Raw genomic sequence first — 24,101 nt, 5'->3', positions numbered from 1 at the left:
TTCAGAGGCTTTCCAGCTGAGTCAATTTTTCACCCAGCGCCACGTCGTTACGAGCCAAAAGTTCCGCATCCGGGCCATTCGCCCAAAAGGAATCTCCACGGCTTATGGCGAGGCGTAGCCAGCGCTCCTGATCTGCCATTTGTTGGTAGCCCGCTTGTTGTCCTGCCAGCAATTGACGATGTACAAACTCGACAGTGTCTTGGGCAGGCAACACTTCGCGATAGTCTTCGGCAAAGCGTGCTGCAATGACCTTCAATCGACCTTGCTCGATCAACTCTTCGCGATCCCGATTCAGGTACAGCCAAGCGGGAGGTTGCAGTGCGGCCGCTGGGCTCTGGGGCGCCCTGGCGTAGTACCGCCAGCCCATTTCGTTACGCCAGGCCATACTGGTGAATGGCCCAATAAACTGGTTGCGCTCAGTTTCATTAAGGCTGCGCAGCAAGGGCTCTAACCATCGAGGATCGAAAAACCGCATCATCTGTTGCGGCGCGTCGTCGGTGCGCACAGTGAGCAGACTTCGCCAATGTTCAACCCCGTTGTCCAGGTCGTGCTCGTTGCTTAGCCAGGCCACACAGCCGGCATCGGACTGCTCCAGCAGGGCACTGGCATACGCCGTTGATTCGCCTTTTGCAGGGCACACGATAACGTAAGGTCCAGCAGGTTGAAGTTCGGCATATGGCGTATTGAGGAACAGTGGAATACACCGAGGGCGAGATTGTTCGTCACCTTGAAACAGACGCGCCAGCAAATCCACATCAAAGCTGCCATCCAGAATCAGACACAGGGTGCCCAGGGACGGAGGTCGTTCGAACGGCGAAGGAATAGAATCGATCATGCTGATTTACCCGGCTGGTGAATGGGGCAATGGCCGGAAGCATCTAGGTGGCACGAAGGGATAGGTAGTAGCACTCCCGTTTTTGCTTGCGCTTTATACGAAGCCAGGGAAGGCGCAACGACCTGCCCAGCCTTATCCGCATCCGCCTGCTTCAACGGTCCAGGCAACAACGGCGCCGCCCCCGTCCCGCTTCCCGGCCCGCCCCCGGAGTTCATATTGATCACCGGCCCGCTAATGGTCACGCCGCCAGCATCGATCTTGATAAAGCTGCCACCGCCGATCAGGGTCAGTTCGCTTCCCGCTTCAAGCACGACTTTCATGCCGCTGCTCAGGTGAATCTCCTGGCCCGCGTCGATGAATTGCCCGGTACCAATCTTGATGTGCTGATTCACGCCCACGGTCAGGTGGTCGTTGGCGCGGGCTTCGACTTTGCGATCGGCATAAACCGTGTGGTGTTCTTCGGCCTTGAATTCGCTGTAGCTGTTTTGCTCGACGGTGTCGTGGCGTTCGTTGCCGACGCGGATTTTCTGGTCGTGTTCGACGTTTTCGTCCCAGTCGCGCTGGGCGTGCAGGAAGATTTGTTCCTGGCCCTTTTTGTCTTCAATGCGCAGTTCGTTGAAACCGCCGCCCCCGGGGGAACTCAGGGTCTTGAAGGTGCTGCGGGTCTTGTTCGCCGGCAGTGGGTACGGGACGACGTTTTCCTTGTGGTACAGGCAGCCGCTGATCAGCGGTTGGTCGGGGTCGCCTTCGAGGAAGGTGACGAGCACTTCCATGCCGATGCGCGGGATGGCGATGCCGCCGTAGTGGGCGCCGGCCCAGGCAGAGGAGACGCGCAGCCAGCAGCTGGTCTTGTCATCGGCCTGGCCTTCGCGGTCCCAGTGAAATTGCACTTTGACGCGACCGTACTGGTCGCAGTGGATTTCTTCACCTTTGGGGCCGGTGACCACGGCGCTCTGGCTGCCGAGGATCCGTGGCTTGGGATGATGCAGCGGCGGGCGGTTCGGCACGTCCCACGGGGTGGCTTGAAAGCGGTTGCGGTAGCCCTGGTGGAAATCGTCTTTGAGGTTGGTTGTGCTGCTGGTGACCGATTCTTCCAGCACTTGCGGCTGTTTGCCTTCGTGGAGGATTTCGGTGAGCAGCCACAAGTCGTTCCATTTGGCTTTCGGGTGCTCGGTCAGGGCCAGGAAGTGGCCGCTGACCAGTATCGGTTGATCGCTTTTGCCTTCGGCGAGCTGGAAGTCGCTGCGGTGACGTTCGAGGGCGCGTTTGGCCAGGTGCTTGCCGCGTTCGCGGTCGAGGAAGCGGCCGGGGTAGTCGTAGTCTTCGAGGTCGGGCAGGGCGTCGCCACGGTTTTCGCTTTCGAGGGTGATGCGCGGTTTTTCGAAGTCGTAGTCGCGGCGGGTGGTGCGGCTGGTACGGGTTTCCAGGCGCAGGTCGAAACGCTTGATCACCGGGTCGTTGGCGACCATGCCGGAGTCTTGCTGATAGGCCACAGGCGCGAGTTTCGGGAACACCGTCTGGTCATCGCCGAACACCAGCTTGTGGGCCGTGGCGCTGTGCTGGAAGTGGTAGTGGATACCTTCTTCTTCGCACAGGCGCTGGATGAATTGCAGGTCCGATTCATCGTACTGAACGCAGTAGAGGCGTTCGGGATAAATCGCCCCGACTTTGAATTCGTAGGCGTTGCTCTGGATGCCATGCTCTTCGAGGACCTTGCCGATGATTTTCGGCACGCTGAGGTTCTGGAAGATGCGTTGGTTGATGCGGTGCGCCAGGTAGGACAGTTGCGGGCGCAGGGTCACCGCGTAGCGGGTCAGGCGTTTGCCGGAATCACCCTGGGCGGCACGGTAGATCTGGCCGTGAATGCCGCTGCCGTCCGGCGAGAGCTGCAAGAAGGCCGGTTTGTGCAGCAGCGTTTCGAGGTCCAGGGACGGCTGTTCACTGACCAGCTCCACCTCAAACACGAACGGTTGGCTGATCGCCTCCCGGCCTTGCAAGGACAGCACCTGCAAATCGCTGGAGAGACCTTCGATGGTCAGGGCAAAGTGAGTCTGATTGGCCGGCGCGAACATCCCTTGTTCCTCGTGCAGTGCTGCGGCGTGCGCCAATGGCCGAAAAGGCCTCGGCAGACGCAAAAATTCTGGAAGGGCGAAAACAACATCGACCAGCAGAGCTGGCCGATGCTTGAGACGGTCGGCCTGATTTAGGCGACCGGCAGACGCCAGTCATCGGAACCCGAAGTACCGGAAACTTCGTGGGTCCAGGTGATTTTGCGGTAGGTGAACTGCACTTCTTCCAGGTGCGTGAAGTGCGAGTTCGACGGGTCCTGGCAGTTGTGCATTTTGTTGTTGATGGCGACGATGATGGCGTCTTCCAGTTTGGTGGTGTAGTAGTGCTCTTGGGTACCTTGAGCCGAAGTGCGGTACCACTGGATAACGATTTCGCTCATGCGCTCGCCGGAAGTCAGAGCGGCTTGCAGCAGTGGCGAGGACTTGTCGTAGACCTTGGTGATGACCACAGGCTTGTGAACGCGCTGACCGGTTGGCTGGCCGGATTGCGGGTCACGCGGGATGATCACGTCGTGGCTGAAAGCCTGAACCATGACCTGGTCTTCGTGGCCTTCCTGGTAGGTGTTGCCAACCGAATCGGCGGTGAACGCGCCGGCGGTGATCAGACCTTGTTTTTCGCCAGTGACGGACATGTACGCTGGTGTAGCCATGGGTGTGCTCCTTGCTAAAAATTTTGGGGTGCCCGGGAGGCGTGTATCGCCCGGTGGGTGCCTGACTGTTATCAAGGTCCGTGCCAGAAGCGGTTAACGTTATATAAATCAGTGGGTTGAGTCGGTTTTATAACGATGGAAAAGATTTTCATCTTGGAACCCAAAGGAATGTGCGCAAGAACTTGCACACCACTGCGCAACTTCTTGCGCACTCGGCTGGAGGGCCTGACAGGCCGGGCGATCAGCCGCAAGGCAGGACATTTTTGGAGGATGAGTGCGCAACTTCTTGCGCATAACGGCCTTGCGCCACCCGTCATCGGCGCCTGACATCCGGTGCAACGAATGGGCCGGCCGCAGGGTCCATAGAAACAGCGCCGTCGAGCGTCCGAACAACCCTGAAACGGAGTGAGAACGACATGAAAATCCTGATGGTTTTAACGTCCCACGATCAATTGGGTGATACCGGCAAGAAAACCGGCTTCTGGCTGGAAGAATTCGCCGCTCCGTATTTCACCTTCAAGGACGCCGGTGCTCAGCTGACCCTGGCCTCGCCCAAGGGTGGCCCACCGCCGCTGGACCCGAAAAGCGACGAGCCCGACTTTCAAACAGAAGCCACCCATCGTTTTCGCAAAGATTCCGCCGCCCAAGCGGCGCTGGCGTCTACGGCGGTGCTGAGCACCGTGAGGCCGGAGGATTACGACGCCGTGTTTTATCCCGGCGGTCATGGTCCGCTGTGGGATTTGGCAGAAGACCGCTATTCGATTGCGCTGATCGAAGCGTTTATCAAGGCCGGCAAACCGGTCGCGGCGGTCTGTCATGCGCCGGGTGTGTTGCGTCACGTCAAAGGCACGGACGGCCAGCCGTTGGTCAAAGGCAAGCGCGTGACGGGCTTTACCAACTCGGAGGAAGAAGCGGTGCAACTGACAAAGGTCGTGCCGTTTCTGGTGGAAGACATGCTGAAGGAGAAGGGCGGGATTTATTCCAAGGGTGATGACTGGGCGAGCTATGTGGTTGAGGACGGGTTGCTGATCACCGGTCAGAACCCGGCGTCTTCGCAGGCGGGTGCTGAAGCGTTGTTGGCGAAGCTCCGCTAAACCCGCAGCCGCTGGCGCACGTTGTGCCAGCGGCTACATGGGGTGTGTCTCAGATGGCATGCCCCAATGTGGCATAGCATTCTTCTACCGAGCGCCGCTGCGTCTCGGCATACAACCCCAGCTCATCAATCGTTAATCGTCCCAGCGCCTGTTCAAACGCCTGTTGATTCGAATGCTCGCCATAGTGGGTTTGCGCCGCGTCTCCCAGGTTCGACTGGAAAATCCCCGCCGCACTCACCGGCAGAAAGTCCTCATACACCAGCGGTTCGACCCGCAGATACCCGCCGTCCAGCAAATCCTCCAGCGACAACGATTCCAGCTTGTCCGCCTGCAGGCCTTTTTCCGTCACGAAGTAGCGAAAGTACGCCAGTTCCTGTCGGCGCATGCCTTCGTACGTGTCAGGGAATTCGCCAAAGTGCTGGGTCATCAGCGCGTTGTAGCGTGCGGCATTGGCTTCATTGGGGAAGTCTTTCAACTCGTCACGAGCGGCGTTGAGCAAACGGTCGTACAACGCCCGTCCCTTGGGTGTCAGCGCGGCGCCACGCTGCTCGATTTCACCGAAACGCGCGCTGTGGCTGCCACGGGTTTCAGCTTGATCGGTGAATGCAACCGGCTCGTCCAGCGCTTTGAAACTGGTCTGGCGCAGCAGGATCGGGCACTGCCGGCGGGGCGGGCCTTCGACCACCGCTTTAGGGGTGATGCCGTGGGCAGGCATCTGCGCCTGGACGATGTCGATGTCCAGCGTGCGCGGGGTCAGGTGGTTGATGTGCGGGCCTTTGAAGGCCACGACGTCGGCGATCAGGCGATGCTGGTGGCTGAGTTTCTGGTATTGCTCGGCGGTAACCGTGGCGCTGTGGTGCCAGCGGAAGGTTTCCAGCGCCTGTTCGACGAACTGCTGCGCTTCTTGTTCGGTAAGGCCGCCCTCGGTTTCCGCACGTTCGATCAGGGTCAGCGCTGCCGGGGTGAAGATCTGGCGTTTGTCCAGCACCGACTGGGCGAAGGCCCGCAGGTCCAGGTCTTCGATCAGTTCCAGGCGCAGCAGCGAGGTGAATACGCGGAAGGGGCTGACCTGCAACGCGTCTTCATGCACCGCGCGAAACGCCGTGGAATGCACCGGCACGCCGGCCGGGGTCAGGTCGTAATAACCCACCGGTTGCATGCCCATCACGGCGAACAAACGGGCGAGCGTGGCCAGTTCTGCGGCGGTGCCGACGCGGATTGCACCGTGACGTTCCAGATCCAGGCGTTCGATTTCGCCGGTGCTGTTCAGCTGACGGGCGATCTGCGGGTCGTTGTCCAGCACGTATTGGTTAGTCTGCTCCACTAACTCCATGAGTGCGCCGTACAGGGGCACTTCTTCGCGGTACATGTCGGACATCGCTTTGGAGAAGCGTTGACGGATCAGGTCAGGGCTGACGAAGGGTGACTGGCTCATGAAAGAAATTCCCGGCGCGGTGACGTAAAGGATGTGCGAAAAGATCGCAGCCTTCAGCGGCGCCGACAAACGAAGAATCTTACGGACTTCATTCTCCCCAGGACTGCTGCACTACCGCTCGTGTAGCCGCAGCCTCGCGTTGCTCGTCAGCGGCTACAGGGTCGCGTTAGAGGGTCGCGTTACAGGTGCGAGCGGCTTTCGGTGCGCAGCGATCCCAGGAACTCGCGATACAGACGTGCGGTATTGGCCGGCTGTTCGACCATCGGCATGTGCCCGACGTGGTCCCAGATATGCACCCGCAGATCGACGATGCCTTTGCTCCAGACGGCCACGCTGCTGACGTCGATCAAACGGTCCTTGTGCCCCCACAGCAGCAGCGCCGGGCATTTGATGTCGGCCAGTTTGGGTTCCATCGGCGGGCTGGCGCGGAAGTCGTTGAAGATTTCTTCCAGCTCATCGCGACTTTGCTCATAGCGCTGGGCAACGGCGTCCAGCACCACGCCAGGCACCCACGGCGGTTCGGCCATGGTCATGGCGTAGAAACGCCGAAACTCTTCCCGCGAATGAATCAGAAAAGGGTTGTGCCCCTTGGCCAGGTGTCGCTCCAGATCACTGGCCTCGGGCGCAGTGACGCCGGCCGGGTCGATCAGCGCCACAGAAGCGATGCGGTCCGGGTAGGTGGCCGCCAGCCACGCCGCGATGTAGCCGCCCATGGAGTTGCCGATCACATGCACTTTCTCGACCCCGCAGACGTCGAGCAGCTGGATCATCCGCTTGGCCTGCAACGGGATGTCATAGCCGCCACCGGCCTTGAAGCCGGTTTCGCCATGGCCGGCAATGTCTGGAATGATCACCCGATGCGTACCGACAAAATGCCGGGCGAAGCGCAACCACAGGTTTTTATCGGCGCTGTAGCCGTGCAGCATCAGCACACTGCTGGACGCCTCATACGGCCCGCCTTGCCAGGTCGAGACGGTCATTTCGTTGATCGGCACGACGATCTTGTGCAGCCGATACAGCTTGGCTTCAATCGCCATGTTCCAGTCGTACAGCCAATAACCGATGGTCGGGTAGCTCAACCAGCTCCAGGCCACGATAACCGCGATAATGACGACCAATAGAAGCATCGGATGACTTCCTTAAACGTGATCAGGACAGAATGTGGTCGGCCGGTTTCAAGGCCCGGGTCAATCGGTGATAGCTGAAACTAAACCCCGGAAACATGGCGATCACATGACCGCTCTTGCTTTGATACCAGCTGTGACAGCCTCCAGACTTCCAAACGGTGCGCTCCATTTCCCTGTGGATCATTTCAGTGTAGGTACGTTCCGCTTCGGGGCGTACTTCAATGCTGCGTAAACCCTGTGCTTTTAACGTACGGATGCAGTCGAGGATGTAATTCATCTGCGATTCGATGATAAACAGCGCCGAGGTGTGGCCAATGCCGGTGTTGGGGCCGGTGACGATAAACAGGTTCGGGAAGTCCGGCAGGCTGGTGCCCAGATAGGCCCGCGGGTACTGCGCCCAGACGTCCTTGAGTCGTGTGCCGTGTTTGCCGGTGACGGGGTAGGAAATCACCCCGTCAGTGGCGTCGTAACCGGTGGACCAGACGATCAGGTCGAGGTCGATGTGCTGGCCGTCCTGAGTGACGATGCCGGTTTCATCGATGGACGCGATGCCCTGTTCGCGACTGTGCAACGTTACGTTGGGGCGGCTCAGCGCCGGGTAGTAGGTGCTGGAGACCAGCACGCGTTTGCAGCCGATGGTGAAGTCCGGAGTCAGTTTTTTGCGTAGTTCGGGGTCCGGCACCTGGCGCTTGAGAAAGCGCAAGGCCTGATGCTGAACCATGCGGATCGCCGGTTTCGAGTATTTGAAGGCAATCACGCGGGTTTCGAACTGCCAGTAGATCATCCAGCGCAGCAGTTTGTAGGCCGGTTTCAGGCCCAGCAGCCAACGCTGGAAAGGACCAAACGCGCGGTCAGCCCTCGGCAATACCCAGTGCGGCGTGCGCTGGAACACATGCAGGTGCGCGACGTCCGGGGCAATCGCCGGAATGACCTGCGCGGCGCTGGCACCGCTGCCGACGATGGCCACGCGTTTTTTCCGGTAATCGTAGGAATGGTCCCAGTTGTTGGTGTGAAAGGTCTTGCCCTGAAAGCGTTCCACGCCTTCGAAGTGCGGGACGACCGGTTGGCTCAACGGCCCCGTCGCGTTAATCAGAAACTGCGCGTAAAACGTGCCTTTGCTGCCGGTGTGCACGGCCCAGCGTTTGTTGGCGTCATCCCATTCGATGCGTTCGACATTGGCCTCCAGCTCGACCCTGTCGCGCAGGCCGAAGTGTTCCACCACGTACTGGGTGTAGTGGTGCAGTTCCGCCTGTTGGGCGAACATTTGCGTCCAGCGATAGGGCGCAAAGGACAGCGAATAAAGGGGCGAGGGCACATCCACTGCTGCGCCGGGGTAGGTGTTCTGGCACCAGGTGCCGCCAAAAAAGTCCCGCCGCTCCAGCAAGCGAAAATCGTCGATGCCGGCCTTGAGCAAATTGATCGCCGCGCACTGACCGCCAAAACCGCTGCCAATGATCAACACTTGAAAAGTCTGCATGGGCCTCCTTTTTTAGAGTTATTGATTGAACCCTCCCTTCATGTATAGCCAAACATTGGGGACTCGCCTCGTGGCAATACCCCGGTATTCAAGCCGCTCACCGGTGATGGCTATTTAACGTCGCCCTGATAGACTTCAAACGCACCTGCAAGCCCGGTGTAATCCGGTTCCGATGAGTGGCGCAGAGGCCCTATGGCAAAAGCGGGGAAAGGACTTTCATTAGCCAGGAGGCTTTATACATCGCGAACCCTGGGCCTGGCCTTGGGATTGTTGTGCGTGGGCGCGGCGATGTACCCGCTCGACCCGGCACCGTGGGTGTGGGGGCTGATGCTGTTCAACGGCGTGTTGTGGCCGCACGTTGCTTATCAGTGGGCACGTCGGGCCAAGGTGCCGTTTCACGCCGAGCACCGCAACATCCTGGTCGACGCCTTTCTCGGCGGTTTCTGGGTCGCTGCCATGCAGTTCAATCCACTGCCCAGCGTTGCAACGCTGTCGATGATGGCGATGAACAACGTCGCCATCGGCGGCATGCGATTCCTGTTGGTGGGCACCGTCGCGCAAATACTCGGGATGGGGGTGGGGTGGCTGGCGTTTACCCCCGCGTTCATTCCGTTGACAACACCGTTGCAGATGTTCGCCTGCATGCCGCTGCTGATCCTGTATCCCTTGGCGCTTGGCTGGATCTGCTTCCGTCAGGCCACCACCCTGGGTCAGCAAAAGCGCGAGTTGCTGGCCCTGAGCCGTACCGACAGCCTGACCGGCCTGCTGAACCATGGCGCCTGGAAGGATCAACTTGAAGTCGAATTCCAGCGCTGCCAACGCCTGCAGCAGGGCGGGGCGATTGCGCTGATCGACATCGACCATTTCAAAGCGATCAATGACACCTACGGCCATGTCGCCGGGGACATCGTGTTGCGCCAGTTGAGCAAAATGCTCAAGCAAAACCTGCGCGTCGCCGATGTGGCCGGGCGCTATGGCGGCGACGAGTTCTGCGTGATCCTGCCCGATATGCCGTTGAACAGCGCCGCTGCGACGATGGAGGCACTGCGCGACCGATTTGCCACGTTGGGTTACGAGCAGAGTCCGGCGTTGAAAGTCAGTTTGAGTATTGGCCTGGCGTCTTTCAGTACGGCGCACACCGATGCGACGTTATGGCTCAACGATGCGGATCAGGCGTTGTATGAAGCCAAGACCACGGGCCGCAATCGCGTGATCTGCCGCACCAATGGCAAGCCCTTTCGTGAACTGCTCGACCCGGTCTGACCCTTTACTGCAGGTTAATCTTCGGCCATGGATTATTGTGTGTCGCATTCGGTCTAGAGCCTTGCGTCGTAGTCAGGTAGGGTGTTTTTGACCCCGACACGAAACAAGGACCGATTCATGACGCTCAATCTCCCTCGCTCCCTTCTGGTCACCAGTCTGACCCTCGCCCTCGGCGCCTTCGCTCCTGCAGCCTTCGCCGAACCGCACAAACAAGTCCTCGCCGATTCCGAGCAATACAAGGGTGAAGCCCTGAAACTGCTGGAGCGGCTGGTCAACATCGACTCCGGATCCGGCTATGAGCCCGGCCTGACGCAAGTGCGCGACATCGCCATCGACGAGCTGAAAAAGCTCGGTGCGACCATTGAGCTGGTGCCCAACACACCCGACAAAAGCAGCCACGTGATTGCGACGCTGAAAGGCACCGGCAAGGCGAAAATCCTGCTGATGGCGCACATGGACACCGTCTTCAAGGAAGGCTCTGCCGCCGAGCGCCCGTTCCATATTAAGGACGGCCGCGCCTATGGGCCTGGCGTGATGGATGACAAGGGCGGCATCGTCGCCGGGATCTATGCGCTGAAAGTCCTGAAAAACCTCGACTTCAAGGACTACGCGCAGATCACGTTCCTGCTCGACGCCAGTGAAGAAACCGGCTCCGACGTCGCCACCGACCTGATCAAGAAAACCGCCAAGGCCCACGACGTGACCCTCAACCTCGAACCGGGTCGTCCGGCGGATGGTTTGGTGGTGTGGCGCAAAGGCAGTGCGACGGCGGTGGTGGAAGTCAAAGGAAAAGCCGCTCACGCCGGTGTCGCGCCGGAACTGGGGCGCAACGCTGCCATGGAAGCCGCGCATCAGATTCTGCAACTCGGCAAGTTGGGCGATGAAGAGAAGAAAACCACCATCAATTTCACCGTGATCAAGGCCGGCGACCGGACCAACGTGATCCCGGACCAGGCCACGGCCAAGGCTGACGTGCGGGCGGCGGTACCGGAAGAATTCGACCGGATCGAGAAGGATCTGGCGCGGGTTTCCAAGGACAAGCTGATTGCGGATACCGAAGTCACCACCACCCTTCAGCGCGGATTACCGCCGATGCCGCAGACGGCGGAGTCGGATCGGTTGATGGCCATGGCGCAGGGGATTTACGGCGAAATTGGTCGCAAGTTGACCGAAGAAGGCAGCGGCGGGGCGGCGGATGCCAGTCTCTCGGCAGGTGTGGGTACGCCGACACTGGATGGGTTCGGGATTGTGGGCGGCAATATCCATACACCTGAAGAGTACGCGGAGGTAGAAAGCGTGGCGCCGCGGATTTATCTGTTGTCGCGGATGATTATGGAATTGACCAAGCAGTAATCCGCACCACTGATCGTTGATCGTTCCCACGCTCCGCTTCGGAATGCAGCCCTGGACGCTCCGCGTCCCTTCGAAGCCGAACGCGGAGCGTCCGTTGAGGCATTCCCACGCAGAGCATGGGAACAATCATCACTCCTTCACACGCATAAACTCTTCGGCCCAACGAATGTAGTCCTCAGGCTGCGTGTACGTATGCGTCAGCTCCGTCGCGCTCAAGTCGGACGCCTGGGTAAAGATCTGCCGCTGCTCGCGCAAGCTGTCGTACGTCGCCTTGATCGCCGCAAAGTAAGCGCCATGCCCGTCAATGGTCACCCGCACGCCCAGTTCGGCCAGGCGTTTGTCGTCGCGCAGCGCCGGGTTGCCGTAGGTGACCAGCATCAGCGGCACGCTCAGGTGTTCGGCGATTTTTTCCAGTTGATCGAAGTCCTGCACGCCCACCATGCAGATCCCGTCTGCGCCGGCGGCTTGGTACTGCTGGGTGCGGCTGATGATTTCCTGGATCGGCAGAATGCCGGCGTTGGTGCGGGCGATGATCGCCATTTCCGAATCAACCCGGGCTTCCAGCGCGGCGCGGATCTTGCCGACGCCTTCTGCGACCCCGATCAGGTCGGTGGATTTGCGGCCGAATTGCGCCGGCAGCAAGGTGTCTTCAATAGTCAGGGCGGCGATGCCGGCGCGTTCAAGTTCGACGATGGTGCGCATCACGTTGAGCGCGTTGCCGTAGCCATGGTCGGCGTCGGCGATGACCGGTAGTTGCGCGACGCGGCCAATGCGCGTGGCCTGTTCGGCGAACTCGCTGAGGGTGATCAACGCAAAGTCGGGGGCGCCCAGCACCTGCAACGATGCGACGGAGCCGCCCAGAATTCCCACTTCAAAACCCAGGTCAGCGGCAATGCGGGCCGACATCGGGTCGAAGACCGAAGCCGTGTGATAGCAGGTGTTGGAAGCGAACAATTCGCGAAAGTTACGGCGCAAATCTTGATGGGAAAGCCTGGACATACGAGTTCCACCACTGCAATTGGAATGGAAGGGCTTGAGCAAAAGTGTCAACGCCGAAGGAACAAAAGGCTATCACGGGGGCGGGGGGCAAATGATGACGAATTTACAGGGATGCCGGTTTTTTCGTCGGTGCGTTCAGAAAAAGGCCGCAGACCTGATCGGTCTGCAGCTTGCGGCATGTTTAACGGTGGCGCTTTCAGCCGTTAGCCGTCACGTTCCAGATTTGCTTGATTTCATGGATGTTACCCACGTTATAGCGAAGCACGAATTCGCCACACGGGGATTGCTTGGTAGTCTCGACGGGAGTGTTGATCACGTTGGTACCTGCACGCAGCAGCGGGGTTTCATTCCAGTTGTTCGTTGGCTTGTTCATGTTTTCTTCCTTTGGTTTTTATCGGGTAGCGAATGACTACCACTATTAAGCAGTGCCAGCGTTTTTTCAAAGAACGCTGTTTCCTGCGTAGCAATACCGGGATAAGTCGGTATGTAGTTTTCGTCGAAGCACCACGCTTCTTCGTTTTTAACCGATCGTTGAGGATGGATCAGTAAACTCAACGAAGCGGACATTGTTTTCGGGGGGAGCTGCTTGTGTATTTCCTGTAGTGGAAGCATGTGCAGGACCTCGCCGGGTGCGAGTTTAAGTACTCGCTCTTCGCCGAGTATCGGTCTTGCATTCACGCGAATCGGTGTGTCATCAAGTATTTTTCGGGTCACGGTTATATAGCCGTCGCCGCTGTAACCCATGGCATAGATTTCAAAGTCGTGGGTGTGGTTCAAATCGTAGATGAACGTTTCACTTTCGTCTTGAGAAGAGACCGGTGACCAAAAACCCAAACGAACAGTAAACAGGTCGTTGTAATGCAGAACAAAAGCGTAAGCGCTATAGATACTGTTGCGTGTGCTGAAACCTTCTTGCTGAATAATGTTGTAAAGGTGCTCGCTCAGCAAGGTACGGTTGGTACTCAGTTGACGTAAGTCTTCTATTATTTGTGGCTTGTCTCGCTCTAGATCGTAAGCCGCCATTCGCTCAACAAATGTATTCAGCTTCATGCCGCTTCACTCTGTTGTTCGAGTAAAACATTCAGGCGACTGTTTTGCAGGTTTCTCAACAGTGGTACGAAATGCAGTGCGGCTTGCGGATCGATTTTATGAATGACCTGAAATGCTTTCCACGCGACGGCGGGGTGGTAGTGATAAATCAATTCTTCGGCCACTTTGCCAGCCCCTGGATCCTGCGCCGCTTCAAGTAGTTCAAGGCTCACCAGGTAGCGTGCGGCGCTATCGTCATGGGGAAACCAGGCGATTTTGTGTCGAGAGGCACGATCAAATACCCCGATATCTGCGCTTTTATCTGGCAGGTTGATACTGCCAATGAATGTCGCGTGCCCGTCGCCTGTGGGGTTGCTGTCGAACAGGACCTTCGTACCGTCGATGAATAACGGGTTGTTGGCGTCGACAATGACCTGCTTTCCAAGTATCAGATTGTTGGCTTCTACTCCATAGAGCTGGACAGGAAATGACTGGTCGTTGATGGCAAACAAAACACTGTTGCCTGGAACGGTGTACAGCTGCGGTGACGGCGGTGCGCGATCAGGTACTTTGAGACTGATGTTTCCACTGTCGTTGCAGTACAGTGTCAATGTTCCGGTGAGGGTGTTTGTTGACTTCATGATCGTCGCGCTTTTAGATGTTTCATGAGGGTGTTCAGGCGTGTTATGCAGCACGCTGACTAACTTATGAATTTCAGCGGATGTGTCCAGTGTTTTTAAAGTGGTTATCAGTTCGTTGGATGATAAGGTTGCGTTTAAAAGTGTCTTGATCATGAAGTGTTCTGCTTCGGTTCTTTGGGGTGGGGCGATCAGCTGGTTTGAGGTTGTGCGAAATACCGGGGCGTAAGATCAATTGTCTATAGGACGTTGCGTGGTGGGCTCGTTTAATGTGGCCGGTTTGTGTTTTTAGTATGGGGAGGACGACCACTAAAGGCAATTTAGTAGTTGTTAGTTGATGTTGTCAGTTGTTAATGGATGTTTATGGTGGGCTGATCCGCTATGGCGGAACTTTGGTTTACATTGATTATTAACACCAAGGCGACACTGTTACGCCGCCACAGCCTGCTGCTGTTGCTTCAACAAAGGCACCGCACGCACCGAATTGCCAGGTTGCAGTTGCAGGCGTTTGGCGGTGAGGCGGTCGACCACCAAACTGTTGCCGACCAGGCGTGCCTTGGCCACGGTAATGCGGCAGTTTTCCAGGCGTCGGTTGTGGATCAGCCACACCGGGGCCTGTTCGTCGGGTGTGCCAATGGCCAGTACCAGCGCCTGGCTGTCGCGCACGCTACGGATTTTCGCCACCGGCGCTTCGATCACCGGCCCGGCGTCGAAGATGTCGATGTAACCCTGATGGGCAAAGCCCTCGGCATTCAGGAGTTTCATCGCCGGCACGGTGTTCGGGTGCGCTTTGCCGATCACCGCCTGGGCCTGCTCAGTCAGCAGGCAGGTGTAAAGCGGTTGGCGCGGCATCAGTTCGGCGATGAAGGATTTATTGCCCAGCCCCGACAGGTGGTCGGCGTAGCTGAATTCCTTTTTGAAGAAGTGCCGGCCCAGGCTGTCCCAGAACGGTGAACAGCCGTGCTCGTCGGCGCTGCCACGCAGTTCGGCGATGAGTTTGTCGCCGAACAATTGTGGGAACTCGGCGACGAACAGCAGCCGTCCCAGCGACAGCAGCCGGCCGTTCGTACCCTGGCGTTGATCGTGACGCAGGAACAGCGAGCACAGCTCCGATTGGCCGGTCATTTCGTTGTTCAGGAACAAGGTCGGAATCTGTCGCGCAATCCCAAGATCCGGCGAAGCGCTGACAGTCAGCCCGACCCGGTAGTTGTACCAGGGTTCACGCAGGCCTACGGCGCCAGACATTGCACTGACGCCGACCACTTGCTGATCGTCATCCTCCAGCACAAACAGGTAATCGGCATCCGCACGCTCCACCTGTTCGGCAAATGTCCGCTGGGCCCAGCGCACCCGGTGCACCAGGCGATCCTCGTTGGCCGGCAGGGTGGTGAACCCCGGGCCGGCCTGTTGCACCAGATCCATCAAGGCGGGCAGGTCGGTGACGCGAACCGGGCGGACAATCATGATGCAGCTCCTTCTTTGCGCCAGTTCGGGCGCTGTCGTTGGGCACAGGGCCGGGTGATGCTCACAAGGCGATCAGCCGGATCGGGCTGCCATCGGTCACGTTCAAGGCCTGACACATCTCGGCGCTCAACCCCACCGGTTGCCCGGTTACAACATCCAGTTCGACGACGATCGCGCGATAGCCTTCGAGCGCATCGTTGCTCACCAGGTAACGACCGCGTGCATCGATGGATGAGCGCCGTTGCACCGTGCCTGTCTGGCTTTGGGCGATGGAGAGCACGTTCGAAGTGCGCGCATACAGGGTAGGGCCACCGTCGAACAGGTCGATGTAGCTGTTGGTTTCAAAGCCTTCGCGCTCAAGAATATCGAAGGCCTCCTGGCCGTCCGGGTGAATCCGGCCAATGCAGTCCTGGGCCGCCTGGGGCAGCATCGGCACGTAGATCGGGTACTGCGGCATCAGTTCGGCGAGGAAGGTCCGGGTTTCCAGTCCGCACAGCCGTTCGGCCTCAGTGTAAGGCAGGTCGAAAAAGTGTTTGCCCACCGCATCCCAGAACGGCGATTGCCCCTCATCGCTGCTGTAGCCGACGATTTCGGTGATGACCGCGTCGGCAAAGCGCTGCGGATGGGCGGCGATGAACAGCAGCCGTGCCCGTGACAGCAGCTCCGAAAATGCAGTGCGCACCAGCGTGGTATCGATGTGAAAGCCGCGCAGCAAGGTGTGACCGTTGAGGTCCTGGCACAGCGACAGCGCCGGCACGCCATGTTCGATGTTCAGTTCCCGGGAGGCGCTGGTGAAGTGGCGGTTACGCAAGCTGTAGAACGGCTGGTTGAAGCCGGCGGTGGCCAGGAGCTCTGAACAACCTGCCAGGCGTTGGGTCGTCAGGTCCTCCAGCACGAAGAAGTAATTCTCCGGGCCCTGTGCCTCAACGTCTTTTTCGAATGAGGCGCAGGAATCGATAATCCTCTGGCGCAGGCGTTCGGTGTCGTCCGGCAACGACGTGACACCCACCAGGCTGTCGCGCGCCAGTTGTTGTAACTGGGGCAGGTCGGTTAACTCGACTGGGCGTAAGACCAGCATGGATGTACTCCTGTATCAAAGGGTTCGGCGATGTGTTCCGAACCTGACTATCACTGTCGGTTTCCACGCGTTGAAGCAGCGATCGGCTGATTTGTTGTCAGACGCCGCACTTTTTATCTTAAGCCGTTGCTCGGCTCGGACAGCACCCTGGGGGAGCCGGTTTTGTTGAGCAAAAAATAGGTCAGTCCCAAGGCTATGGCGCGGGGAGGGTGCGTAAACAGGCGGGGCCAGTGCAGATGGACTTGTTGCAGGTGGGGACGTGGTTGCAAGAGAGGGCCGAGCCCGTTACGCCGGTACGGGGCCAGCAAGGCGCGTGTGACCTTGCGTTCCGACGACGTCAGCTCCAGGCCGGCGTCGGTGATCAGGTCTCTGAAGGTGGGCATCCGGGCTCCTGCTGGATGGCGATGTCGGTTTCATTTCACAAATTGCGAAAGCAGTATTTATGTAGCCGAGCCTACAAGTCTAGTGAATTTTTCCACGCCTTTTTTGAGCCCTAAAACAGGGCGTAAACCGCGCGCTAAAGGGGCTACATGGTAGTCGATAGAGCTTGTAGGCTATCGCCCATAAACGTGTCGGAGATTGCCGAGTTTCACCGGCCCGCTGCAGGGGCAAGCCAGGCGTGCCGGTTGAAACGAAACGCCCTGAGTCGGGCTTCTTGCGGCACAATCAGGCGAATATCGTCGGCGCGTTGCCGTTTCCGTTTCATCGCCAGGGTGTTTATCCGTGCAAACAACCCGTTTGACCTTGATCTGTCACGCTCGAACCGTCGCACAGAAATTGGCGCGTTTTCCTACGAACGAACCGCTGGAAATGGATTGGCAATCGGCGAAGGGGTCGCGTCGTCATGCGTTCAAAGGGACGCCGCGTTTGCTCTGCGGTCCGGAATTGCGCACCCGGCAAACGGCCGCACTGTTTGGCGATGAAGTTGAAGTGGTCGATGCATTGAGCGATTGCGACTTCGGGCAGTGGCAGGGCGTGCGCATTGATGACCTGCAAACGTCGCAGCCCGAGGCGCTCCAGGCCTGGCTCGATGACCCAACCTCGGCGCCCCATGGCGGTGAGTCGGTGGCGCAACTGGGTCAGCGCGTGGCGCAGTGGCTGCACACCCTTGAGGCAACGCCGGGGCATGTTATTGCGGTCACCCATCCGTTTGTCATTCGCGCTGCGCTCACCCTGGTATTGCAGGGTGCGGCGTTCAACCAGATTGACGTTGAACCGTTGTCAGCCATTGAGTTGCGGTTCACCGGCCGCTGGCGCCTGCGCTTGCTCGGCACTGATGCCCAAGGAGTGCTGTGATGAGAAAACTGTTGGTCATCGGCATCGGCGCCGGCAATCCCGACTACATCACGATGCAGGCTGTGAAGGCGTTGAATCTCGTCGATGTGTTTTTCCTGATGGACAAGGGCCAGGACAAAGATTCACTGATCCACCTGCGTCGCGACATCTGCGAACGCTACATCACCGATCACGACTATCGCTTCGTCGAAGCCCACAGCCCCGAGCGTGAGCGCGGTGAGGTGGACTACACGAGCAGTGTCGAAGACCTCAACCTTGCCAGGCAATTGACCTTCGAACGCCTGATCAACGAGGAAATGACTGACGAGCAATGCGCCGGTTTCCTGGTGTGGGGCGATCCGGCGTTGTACGACAGCACGATCCGGATTTTGCAGGCGATCCTGGCGACGGGGCGCTGTGTGTTCGAGTTCGAGGTGATCCCCGGCATCACCAGCGTCCAGGCATTGGCAGCGCGCCATAAAGTGCCGCTCAATCGCATCGGTCGCTCGATTGAAATCACCACCGGGCGCCGTTTGGCCGCGGGGCAGGTGAGTGACGCGGACAGTGTGGTGGTGATGCTGGATGCGCAAGATGCCTACCGTCAGGTGGCTGATCCGCAGACCGTGATTTACTGGGGGGCTTATTTGGGGACGCCGGATGAGATGCTGATCAGCGGCAAGCTTGAAGAGGTAGCGGATGAGATTGAGCGGGTGCGCAAGGCGGCTCGATTGGCGAATGGGTGGATTATGGATACCTATCTGCTGCGCAAGCCTTGAATCCAGTGGTGTCTAGGCTGGCCTCATCGCGAGCGAGCTCCCACAGGAATTTCAGGCGTTATATCGATCCAATGTGGGAGCGAGCTTGCTCGCGATGGGGCCCTGAAGGTCAGCTCAAATACCAGCCATGTCCCCACGCCCAAACCGCTCCCGGTACACCGACGGCGGCACCCCCACCACCCCCCGAAACGCCACCCGAAAACTCTCCACCGACCGATACCCGCACTGCTCGGCAATCTGATCGGTATTGTGCCCGGTGCCCTCCAGCAACTCCCGGGCCCGCGCCAGTCGCTCATGCTGCAACCAGGCTTTTGGCGACATCCCGGTGGCTTCGGTAAAGCGGCGCAGAAACGTTCGCTCACTCATCGCCGCCTCGCTCGCCAGATCACGAACCTCCAGCGGCTGGTGCAAGCGCTCCCGCGCCCATTGCATGACGCGTGACACGTCACTGCGCGGCGTCGGGCTGACCGGTGTCGGAATAAACTGCGCCTGGCCGCCAGTGCGTTGCGGCGACATCACCAGCCGCCGAGCCACCGTGTTCGCCACTTGCGTACCGAAATCCCGCGCCACCAGGTGCAGGCATGCATCGATGCCCGCTGCGCTGCCGGCCGAGGTAATCAATTGACCGGCATCGACATACAACACCTGCGGGTCCACCAGAATGTGCGGAAAACGTTCAGCCAGTTCAGTGGTGTAGCGCCAATGGGTGGTAGCGCCGTGACCGTCGAGCAAACCGGTCGCCGCCAGCACAAACACCCCGGAACAGATCGACAGCAATCGCGCCCCGCGTGCATGGGCCTTGCGCAAGGCGTCGAGCAAGTGTTCGGGCACCGGCGCATGACGGTCGCGCCAGCCGGGAATGATGATGGTCCGGGCATCTTCGAGCAGCTCCATGCCACCATCGGCCAGCACCTGAATGCCGCCCATGGCGCGCATCGGGCCTTGGTCCACGGCGACAATCCGGTGTTCGTACCACGGGAAGTCGAACTCTGGCCGTGCCAGGCCGAAAATCTCCACGGCAATGCCGAATTCGAAAGTACAAAGGCCGTCGTAGGCCAGAATCGCGACCAATCCAGGGTTAGGCTGCATTTGGCGGAAAGTTCCCGGTGAGTGTCTTGTGCGCCACTGTAGCGGCAAGTGGCGGGCGGATAAAGTCTTCTCACGCCCACACACTATGGAGTACAGAACATGACCAGCCTGGTTCGCGAAATCCCCGCCGCCCCTTCGGCCATTGCCTTGATGCATTTCAGCAACCGCCTGACTTTCGAAACCGACTGTTCCGACGTCCACACCAGCCAACAGGCCGGCGAAGTGGATTTTGTGCTGGTGGACGTACGCGGTCCGCTGGCGTTCGAGCGCGGCCATGTGCCGGGCGCGATCAATATTGCGGGGCGATTGCTGACCGCTGAAGGTCTCGCGGCTTACCCGAAAAGCAGTTTGTTCGTGGTGTATTGCGCGGGCCCGCATTGCAACGGCGCCAACAAGGCCGCTGTGAAACTTGCGGCGCTGGGTTACCCGGTCAAGGAAATGATCGGCGGGGTGACGGGGTGGCTGGATGAAGGGTTTGAGTTGAATGTGGCGGTGCAGCGGCCAGCCTCGACCGCCATAGGGTGTGAATGTTGATCAACCATTGCGCATAGCGGACGAAACGGTCCACCACCCATCCAGCGTCGCCTGCAACCAGTCATATACGGCGGTGTAGGCGGCGCTGTCCTGTTCACCCCGAGGCAACGGTGATTCCTCACCAAAGTGTTCATTGAGCATCGCCACCGACCCGGCATTCCACTCCGGATGGAACTGCAACCCCACACGCATCGGCCCCACCCGATACATCTGCTGTTCGCATTGAGCGCTGCTGGCGAGCAATTGCGCGCCGGGCGGCAGATCAATCGCGTCTTCGTGCCACTCCAGCACCTTCAGCCGCTGGCCATCGGCGAACGTCACCTCAGTCCAGCCGGTTTCGGTTCGATCCATCCGCCGCACCTGTCCGCCCAGACTCAACGCCAACAACTGCGCCCCCAGGCAAATCGCAAACACCGGAGCGCCCTGATTCAGGCTGCCCGCCAACCACTGCCGCTCGGCTTCCAGCCAGGCCGGGCCAGCACTGGATTCGTAAGGCCCACCCAACACCATCACCGGTGTCGCGCTCACCGGCGGCAATTGGCCGAGGTCTGCGCGAAAGACGTTCAGCGTCAAGCCTCGGGACGTGGCCCATTCAGCAATCGCCCCGGGACCTTCGGCGGGGTGGTGCTGGATCAGGTTCAATGTTGGCATCAGGATTCCCTGTCGTTTTTGTGTGTAGGTTTTGTCTGATTAAAGGACTTGTCCTACAGTCTGTGCACTGCGGTGGCGCACACTTCAAGGGACTCCGTTACGCGAGCCACTTTTCTGTAAGTATTTGTCGCTTAAACACAATTTGCCCATTTGAAGCCACTCTAGACTGCCGACCACTTCGGTTTTCACCGGCCGAAAGCCAATCGTAAGCTGCCAATAAAAGCCTCCGCACACGGGAGTTATAAATGAAAAAGCTAGTGATGTTCGGTGCCTTGGCACTGTCGATGTTGTCCCTGACCGCTGTGGCCGATGACGCCAAGCCGATCCGCATCGGTATTGAAGCCGGCTACCCGCCATTCTCGATGAAAACCCCTGACGGCAAACTGACCGGTTTCGACGTGGACATCGGCGATGCGCTGTGTGAGCAGATGAAAGTCAAATGTACGTGGGTCGAGCAGGAATTCGACGGCCTGATCCCGGCGCTGAAAGTGAAGAAAATCGACGCGATCCTGTCGTCCATGACCATCACTGACGACCGCAAGAAGAACGTCGATTTCACCATCAAGTACTACCACACGCCGGCGCGCTTCGTGATGAAGGAAGGCACCGACGTCAAGGACCCGCTGACCGATCTCAAAGGCAAGAAAGTCGGTGTGCTGCGCGCCAGTACCCACGACCGCTTCGCCACCGAAGTGCTGGTGCCGGGCGGGATTCAGCTGGTTCGCTACGGTTCCCAGCAGGAAGCCAACCTGGACATGGTCTCTGGCCGCGTTGACGCGCTGCTGGCCGACTCGGTCAACCTGGACGACGGTTTCCTGAAAACCGACGCCGGTAAAGGTTTCGCCTTCGTAGGCCCGGAATACAACGATCCGAAGTACTTCGGTGGCGGCGCCGGCATTGCCGTGCGCAAGGGCGATACCGCCCTGGCCGAGCAGTTCAATGCCGCTATCACCGAAATCCGCGCCAACGGCAAGTACAAGCAAGTGCAGGACAAGTACTTCAAGTTTGACGTTTACGGCGAGTAATCACGCTGTTCAAAAAAGTGGCAACCGTTGACGCGGTTGCCATTTTTTTTGTGCATTCTTTCTAGCAACAGAGAACGCTGTAGGAGTGAGCCTGCTCGCGATAGCAGTGGGTCAGTCGAAATTTAATGACATGACCCACCGCTATCGCGAGCAGGCTCACTCCTACAGGGGGATCTCACTGTTCAGATTTCAGGAGTTTATCCATGCAACGCACCGACCATTCACTGCCCTGGAGCCACCTGGGCACCGAACGTACCCTCAGCGTGTTTCGCTACGGCGCGGGCACGCGCAAGGTCTACATTCAGGCCAGCCTGCATGCGGACGAACTGCCGGGCATGCGCACGGCGTGGGAGTTGAAGAAACGCCTGGCCGAACTCGACACCCAAGGCCAACTGCAAGGCGTGATTGAACTGGTACCGGTGGCGAACCCGATCGGCCTCGATCAGCACCTGCAAGGCAGCCACATGGGCCGCTTTGAACTGGGCAGCGGCAAGAACTTCAACCGCTCGTTTGTCGAGCTCAGCGCACCGGTGGCCGCGTTGATCGGTGACCGATTGGGCGACGATGCGCAGGCCAACATCGCCCTGATTCGCCAGACCATGGGCCAGGTCCTTGATGGTTTGCCGGCACCGGCCTCGCAACTGGAAGCCATGCACCGCTTGCTGTTGCGCCATGCGTGTGATGCCGACATCACCCTCGATCTGCATTGTGATTTCGACGCGGCGATTCATCTCTATGCCTTGCCGCAGCATTGGCCGCAGTGGCAATCCCTGGCTGCGCGGCTGAAGGCTGGCGTAGCGTTGTTGTGTGAAGATTCCGGCGGCAGCTCGTTCGACGAATCGTGTTCTTCGCCATGGTTGCGTCTGGCGCGGGCGTTTCCTGACGCCGCTATTCCCCCGGCCAACCTGGCGACGACGCTGGAGTTGGGCAGCATGGGCGACACGCGGGTTGATCAGGCTCAGGCTAACTGCGAGGCGATCCTCGGTTTTCTGGCCGAGCAGGGATTCATCAAGGGCGCATGGCCGGCGGCACCGAGCGAATGCTGTGAAGGCATGCCGTTCGAAGGCACCGAGTACCTGTTCGCGCCGCATCACGGGGTGGTGAGCTTCCTGCGCAACGCCGGTGAATGGGTGGAGCGGGGCGATGCACTGTTTGAAGTGGTCGACCCGTTGAATGACCGGGTGACCACCGTGCGCGCCGGGACGAGCGGCGTGTTGTTCGCGATTGATCGCGGGCGGTATACACAGCCGGGGACGTGGCAGGCGAAAGTGGCGGGGCGCGAGCCGATTCGGGTTGGGAAGTTGATTAACGATTAACTTCGGAGTCTCTAGTGCTTCCCCGGGCCTCATCGCGGGCAAGCCCAGCTGCCACAGGGGATCAGTGTTGAACACACATCTGTGATTCAACAAAGCCCCCTGTGGGAGCCGAGCTTGCTCGCGATGGGGTCATCAGCAACACCTGATATATCAGGGCTCACAGTGCTAGGCTCACCCCCGAATCCTGTTTCTGTAAAGGAAGGCCAATGTTGAAATTTCTCGCCATGCTGACACTGCTGGCATCCGCCTCGGTCCACGCTCAAACCCCGCTGCAATCCGATCTGCCCCTCAAGTACCTGGAACAAGCCAACCCCGAGTCGCAACACCAGCCACTGGTGATTTTCCTCCACGGTTACGGCAGCAACGAGCAGGACTTGTTCGGCATCAAGGATGATCTGCCCGCGACTTATACCTACCTGTCGGTGCGGGCGCCGATGACCCTGGAAGAGGGCAGCTACCAGTGGTTTACCAAGAAGGGCGAGGGCGCCTATAACGGCAAAACTGGCGACTTGAAGTCCAGCGGTCAGGTGCTGCTGGATTTCATCGCTCAAGCGGCGAAAAAATATCACACCGAACCCGACAAGGTGTTCCTGGTGGGGTTCAGCCAAGGCGCGATCATGTCCTACGAAGTGGCGTTGCGTCACCCCGAGGCAGTCGGCGGGATTGCAGCGTTGAGCGGACGGGTTCTGCCAGTCCTGAAATCAGCGCTCAAACCGGATGAAAACCTCCAGAAACTGGCGATCTTCATCGGTCATGGCAAAGAGGACAACCGCCTGCCGTACAAGGACGGAACAGACGCCGACACCCTGCTGAAAAGCCTGTCCCTCAAGCCTGAGTTTCATGGCTACGAAGGACTCGGCCATAACATCAGCGAGGCCGAGATTGTGGATTTGAACGCCTGGCTGCAGCGCCTCAACCCTTGAA

General features: G+C 59.0%; 23 protein-coding genes and 1 pseudogene. 9 read left to right on the top strand and 15 right to left on the bottom strand.

Annotated features, from left to right (window positions below; all coding sequences use genetic code 11):
* Nucleotide 1 precedes the first annotated feature (1 nt).
* The 3 genes from H8F22_RS01785 to H8F22_RS01775 all read right to left on the bottom strand — a co-directional run bounded on the left by H8F22_RS01785 (nucleotide 2) and on the right by H8F22_RS01775 (nucleotide 3,554).
* Nucleotides 2-835, bottom strand: coding sequence for a DUF4123 domain-containing protein (locus H8F22_RS01785; RefSeq protein WP_027921334.1), 834 nt, complete (start codon nucleotides 833-835; stop codon nucleotides 2-4).
* The gene (gene tssI / locus H8F22_RS01780) at nucleotides 832-2,907 is read right to left on the bottom strand and encodes a type VI secretion system Vgr family protein (RefSeq protein WP_194939695.1); all 2,076 of its coding nucleotides are present in this window, start codon (nucleotides 2,905-2,907) and stop codon (nucleotides 832-834) included. The genes H8F22_RS01785 and tssI overlap by 4 nt, the downstream gene beginning before the upstream one ends.
* 131 nt (nucleotides 2,908-3,038) lie before the next feature.
* Nucleotides 3,039-3,554 carry an Hcp family type VI secretion system effector gene (locus H8F22_RS01775; protein WP_007948242.1) on the bottom strand — a complete coding sequence of 172 codons (516 nt, stop codon included), beginning with the start codon at nucleotides 3,552-3,554 and terminating at the stop codon, nucleotides 3,039-3,041.
* 416 nt (nucleotides 3,555-3,970) lie between these two features.
* Here H8F22_RS01775 and H8F22_RS01770 point away from each other — a divergent pair, with 416 nt between their 5' ends.
* Nucleotides 3,971-4,648, top strand: coding sequence for a type 1 glutamine amidotransferase domain-containing protein (locus H8F22_RS01770; RefSeq protein WP_194939694.1), 678 nt, complete (start codon nucleotides 3,971-3,973; stop codon nucleotides 4,646-4,648).
* Between the two features lie 49 nt (nucleotides 4,649-4,697).
* On the opposite strand, the gene hglS is transcribed toward H8F22_RS01770, so the two are convergent.
* The 3 genes from hglS to H8F22_RS01755 form a co-directional block, all read right to left on the bottom strand.
* Entirely contained in the window at nucleotides 4,698-6,083 is a 1,386-nt protein-coding gene (hglS, locus tag H8F22_RS01765; RefSeq protein WP_027925203.1) for a 2-oxoadipate dioxygenase/decarboxylase HglS, read from the bottom strand.
* Nucleotides 6,084-6,262: 179 nt separating this feature from the next.
* Nucleotides 6,263-7,210, bottom strand: a complete 948-nt coding sequence (locus tag H8F22_RS01760) for an alpha/beta fold hydrolase (RefSeq protein WP_027925204.1) — start codon at nucleotides 7,208-7,210, stop codon at nucleotides 6,263-6,265.
* Between the two features lie 22 nt (nucleotides 7,211-7,232).
* A complete protein-coding gene (locus tag H8F22_RS01755; RefSeq protein WP_059181101.1) occupies nucleotides 7,233-8,687 on the bottom strand; it encodes a flavin-containing monooxygenase in 1,455 nt (484 codons plus the stop codon).
* A gap of 192 nt (nucleotides 8,688-8,879) precedes the next feature.
* Between H8F22_RS01755 and H8F22_RS01750 the strand changes: the two genes are divergently transcribed.
* Nucleotides 8,880-9,950: a diguanylate cyclase gene (locus H8F22_RS01750; RefSeq protein WP_194939693.1), complete on the top strand. Its 1,071-nt coding sequence runs from the start codon at nucleotides 8,880-8,882 to the stop codon at nucleotides 9,948-9,950.
* A 117-nt stretch (nucleotides 9,951-10,067) separates the two neighbouring features.
* Nucleotides 10,068-11,303 (top strand): M20/M25/M40 family metallo-hydrolase, encoded by a 1,236-nt coding sequence (locus H8F22_RS01745; RefSeq protein WP_194939692.1) that lies wholly within the window; start codon nucleotides 10,068-10,070, stop codon nucleotides 11,301-11,303.
* A 129-nt stretch (nucleotides 11,304-11,432) separates the two neighbouring features.
* On the opposite strand, the gene H8F22_RS01740 is transcribed toward H8F22_RS01745, so the two are convergent.
* The 7 genes and pseudogenes from H8F22_RS01740 to H8F22_RS01710 form a co-directional block, all read right to left on the bottom strand.
* Entirely contained in the window at nucleotides 11,433-12,302 is an 870-nt protein-coding gene (locus H8F22_RS01740) for an isocitrate lyase/PEP mutase family protein (protein WP_027925208.1), read from the bottom strand.
* Nucleotides 12,303-12,498: 196 nt separating this feature from the next.
* Nucleotides 12,499-12,675: a hypothetical protein gene (locus tag H8F22_RS01735; RefSeq protein ID WP_172825910.1), complete on the bottom strand. Its 177-nt coding sequence runs from the start codon at nucleotides 12,673-12,675 to the stop codon at nucleotides 12,499-12,501.
* The gene (locus H8F22_RS01730; RefSeq protein ID WP_194939691.1) at nucleotides 12,672-13,352 is read right to left on the bottom strand and encodes a transposase; all 681 of its coding nucleotides are present in this window, start codon (nucleotides 13,350-13,352) and stop codon (nucleotides 12,672-12,674) included. The genes H8F22_RS01735 and H8F22_RS01730 overlap by 4 nt, the downstream gene beginning before the upstream one ends.
* Nucleotides 13,349-14,125 carry a hypothetical protein gene (locus H8F22_RS01725; RefSeq protein WP_027925210.1) on the bottom strand — a complete coding sequence of 259 codons (777 nt, stop codon included), beginning with the start codon at nucleotides 14,123-14,125 and terminating at the stop codon, nucleotides 13,349-13,351. Before H8F22_RS01725 ends, H8F22_RS01730 begins: the two co-directional genes overlap by 4 nt.
* Before the next feature lie 273 nt (nucleotides 14,126-14,398).
* Complete coding sequence (gene astA / locus H8F22_RS01720) at nucleotides 14,399-15,433, bottom strand: arginine N-succinyltransferase (RefSeq protein ID WP_027925211.1); 1,035 nt, start codon at nucleotides 15,431-15,433, stop codon at nucleotides 14,399-14,401.
* A 61-nt stretch (nucleotides 15,434-15,494) separates the two neighbouring features.
* Complete coding sequence (locus H8F22_RS01715; protein WP_194939690.1) at nucleotides 15,495-16,511, bottom strand: arginine N-succinyltransferase; 1,017 nt, start codon at nucleotides 16,509-16,511, stop codon at nucleotides 15,495-15,497.
* Nucleotides 16,512-16,762: 251 nt separating this feature from the next.
* A pseudogene (locus tag H8F22_RS01710) lies at nucleotides 16,763-16,894 on the bottom strand (MurR/RpiR family transcriptional regulator); the annotation flags it as partial.
* Nucleotides 16,895-17,234: 340 nt separating this feature from the next.
* Here H8F22_RS01710 and H8F22_RS01705 point away from each other — a divergent pair.
* Together H8F22_RS01705 and cobF are read left to right on the top strand one after the other, a co-directional pair.
* The gene (locus H8F22_RS01705; protein ID WP_027925214.1) at nucleotides 17,235-17,807 is read left to right on the top strand and encodes a histidine phosphatase family protein; all 573 of its coding nucleotides are present in this window, start codon (nucleotides 17,235-17,237) and stop codon (nucleotides 17,805-17,807) included.
* Complete coding sequence (gene cobF / locus H8F22_RS01700; protein ID WP_059181095.1) at nucleotides 17,807-18,562, top strand: precorrin-6A synthase (deacetylating); 756 nt, start codon at nucleotides 17,807-17,809, stop codon at nucleotides 18,560-18,562. Before H8F22_RS01705 ends, cobF begins: the two co-directional genes overlap by 1 nt.
* A gap of 114 nt (nucleotides 18,563-18,676) precedes the next feature.
* Here cobF and ftrA read toward each other — a convergent pair whose 3' ends face one another.
* On the bottom strand, nucleotides 18,677-19,651 hold the full coding sequence (gene ftrA, locus H8F22_RS01695) for a transcriptional regulator FtrA (protein WP_027925216.1): 975 nt from the start codon (nucleotides 19,649-19,651) through the stop codon (nucleotides 18,677-18,679).
* A 99-nt stretch (nucleotides 19,652-19,750) separates the two neighbouring features.
* On the opposite strand from ftrA, the gene H8F22_RS01690 reads away from it, so the two are divergent.
* The gene (locus tag H8F22_RS01690; protein ID WP_194939689.1) at nucleotides 19,751-20,185 is read left to right on the top strand and encodes a rhodanese-like domain-containing protein; all 435 of its coding nucleotides are present in this window, start codon (nucleotides 19,751-19,753) and stop codon (nucleotides 20,183-20,185) included.
* Here the strand turns inward: H8F22_RS01690 and H8F22_RS01685 are convergent, their stop codons facing one another.
* Nucleotides 20,186-20,836 carry a type 1 glutamine amidotransferase gene (locus tag H8F22_RS01685; protein WP_027925218.1) on the bottom strand — a complete coding sequence of 217 codons (651 nt, stop codon included), beginning with the start codon at nucleotides 20,834-20,836 and terminating at the stop codon, nucleotides 20,186-20,188.
* 245 nt (nucleotides 20,837-21,081) lie between these two features.
* Here H8F22_RS01685 and H8F22_RS01680 point away from each other — a divergent pair, with 245 nt between their 5' ends.
* The 3 genes from H8F22_RS01680 (at nucleotide 21,082) to H8F22_RS01670 (ending at nucleotide 24,100) form a co-directional block, all read left to right on the top strand.
* The gene (locus tag H8F22_RS01680; RefSeq protein WP_027925219.1) at nucleotides 21,082-21,861 is read left to right on the top strand and encodes an ABC transporter substrate-binding protein; all 780 of its coding nucleotides are present in this window, start codon (nucleotides 21,082-21,084) and stop codon (nucleotides 21,859-21,861) included.
* A gap of 203 nt (nucleotides 21,862-22,064) precedes the next feature.
* Complete coding sequence (locus H8F22_RS01675; protein ID WP_027925220.1) at nucleotides 22,065-23,177, top strand: M14 family metallopeptidase; 1,113 nt, start codon at nucleotides 22,065-22,067, stop codon at nucleotides 23,175-23,177.
* 206 nt (nucleotides 23,178-23,383) lie between these two features.
* Nucleotides 23,384-24,100 carry an alpha/beta hydrolase gene (locus tag H8F22_RS01670; RefSeq protein WP_027925221.1) on the top strand — a complete coding sequence of 239 codons (717 nt, stop codon included), beginning with the start codon at nucleotides 23,384-23,386 and terminating at the stop codon, nucleotides 24,098-24,100.
* Nucleotide 24,101: the final 1 nt, after the last annotated feature.

The organism is Pseudomonas mucoides, from assembly GCF_015461845.1.
Classification (GTDB): domain Bacteria; phylum Pseudomonadota; class Gammaproteobacteria; order Pseudomonadales; family Pseudomonadaceae; genus Aquipseudomonas; species Aquipseudomonas mucoides.
Note: the sequence above shows the minus strand (reverse complement) of the source record. Positions and strands in the feature narration are given on the sequence as shown.

Bases quoted from the DNA above. Each gene is read 5' to 3' on its own strand.
- H8F22_RS01785 (WP_027921334.1), bottom strand. From the start codon at position 835: ATGATCGATTCTATTCCTTCGCCGTTCGAACGACCTCCGTCCCTGGGC.
- tssI (WP_194939695.1), bottom strand. From the start codon at position 2,907: ATGTTCGCGCCGGCCAATCAGACTCACTTTGCCCTGACCATCGAAGGT.
- H8F22_RS01775 (WP_007948242.1), bottom strand. From the start codon at position 3,554: ATGGCTACACCAGCGTACATGTCCGTCACTGGCGAAAAACAAGGTCTG.
- H8F22_RS01770 (WP_194939694.1), top strand. From the start codon at position 3,971: ATGAAAATCCTGATGGTTTTAACGTCCCACGATCAATTGGGTGATACC.
- hglS (WP_027925203.1), bottom strand. From the start codon at position 6,083: ATGAGCCAGTCACCCTTCGTCAGCCCTGACCTGATCCGTCAACGCTTC.
- H8F22_RS01760 (WP_027925204.1), bottom strand. From the start codon at position 7,210: ATGCTTCTATTGGTCGTCATTATCGCGGTTATCGTGGCCTGGAGCTGG.
- H8F22_RS01755 (WP_059181101.1), bottom strand. From the start codon at position 8,687: ATGCAGACTTTTCAAGTGTTGATCATTGGCAGCGGTTTTGGCGGTCAG.
- H8F22_RS01750 (WP_194939693.1), top strand. From the start codon at position 8,880: ATGGCAAAAGCGGGGAAAGGACTTTCATTAGCCAGGAGGCTTTATACA.
- H8F22_RS01745 (WP_194939692.1), top strand. From the start codon at position 10,068: ATGACGCTCAATCTCCCTCGCTCCCTTCTGGTCACCAGTCTGACCCTC.
- H8F22_RS01740 (WP_027925208.1), bottom strand. From the start codon at position 12,302: ATGTCCAGGCTTTCCCATCAAGATTTGCGCCGTAACTTTCGCGAATTG.
- H8F22_RS01735 (WP_172825910.1), bottom strand. From the start codon at position 12,675: ATGAACAAGCCAACGAACAACTGGAATGAAACCCCGCTGCTGCGTGCA.
- H8F22_RS01730 (WP_194939691.1), bottom strand. From the start codon at position 13,352: ATGAAGCTGAATACATTTGTTGAGCGAATGGCGGCTTACGATCTAGAG.
- H8F22_RS01725 (WP_027925210.1), bottom strand. From the start codon at position 14,125: ATGATCAAGACACTTTTAAACGCAACCTTATCATCCAACGAACTGATA.
- astA (WP_027925211.1), bottom strand. From the start codon at position 15,433: ATGATTGTCCGCCCGGTTCGCGTCACCGACCTGCCCGCCTTGATGGAT.
- H8F22_RS01715 (WP_194939690.1), bottom strand. From the start codon at position 16,511: ATGCTGGTCTTACGCCCAGTCGAGTTAACCGACCTGCCCCAGTTACAA.
- cobF (WP_059181095.1), top strand. From the start codon at position 17,807: ATGAGAAAACTGTTGGTCATCGGCATCGGCGCCGGCAATCCCGACTAC.
- ftrA (WP_027925216.1), bottom strand. From the start codon at position 19,651: ATGCAGCCTAACCCTGGATTGGTCGCGATTCTGGCCTACGACGGCCTT.
- H8F22_RS01690 (WP_194939689.1), top strand. From the start codon at position 19,751: ATGACCAGCCTGGTTCGCGAAATCCCCGCCGCCCCTTCGGCCATTGCC.
- H8F22_RS01685 (WP_027925218.1), bottom strand. From the start codon at position 20,836: ATGCCAACATTGAACCTGATCCAGCACCACCCCGCCGAAGGTCCCGGG.
- H8F22_RS01680 (WP_027925219.1), top strand. From the start codon at position 21,082: ATGAAAAAGCTAGTGATGTTCGGTGCCTTGGCACTGTCGATGTTGTCC.
- H8F22_RS01675 (WP_027925220.1), top strand. From the start codon at position 22,065: ATGCAACGCACCGACCATTCACTGCCCTGGAGCCACCTGGGCACCGAA.
- H8F22_RS01670 (WP_027925221.1), top strand. From the start codon at position 23,384: ATGTTGAAATTTCTCGCCATGCTGACACTGCTGGCATCCGCCTCGGTC.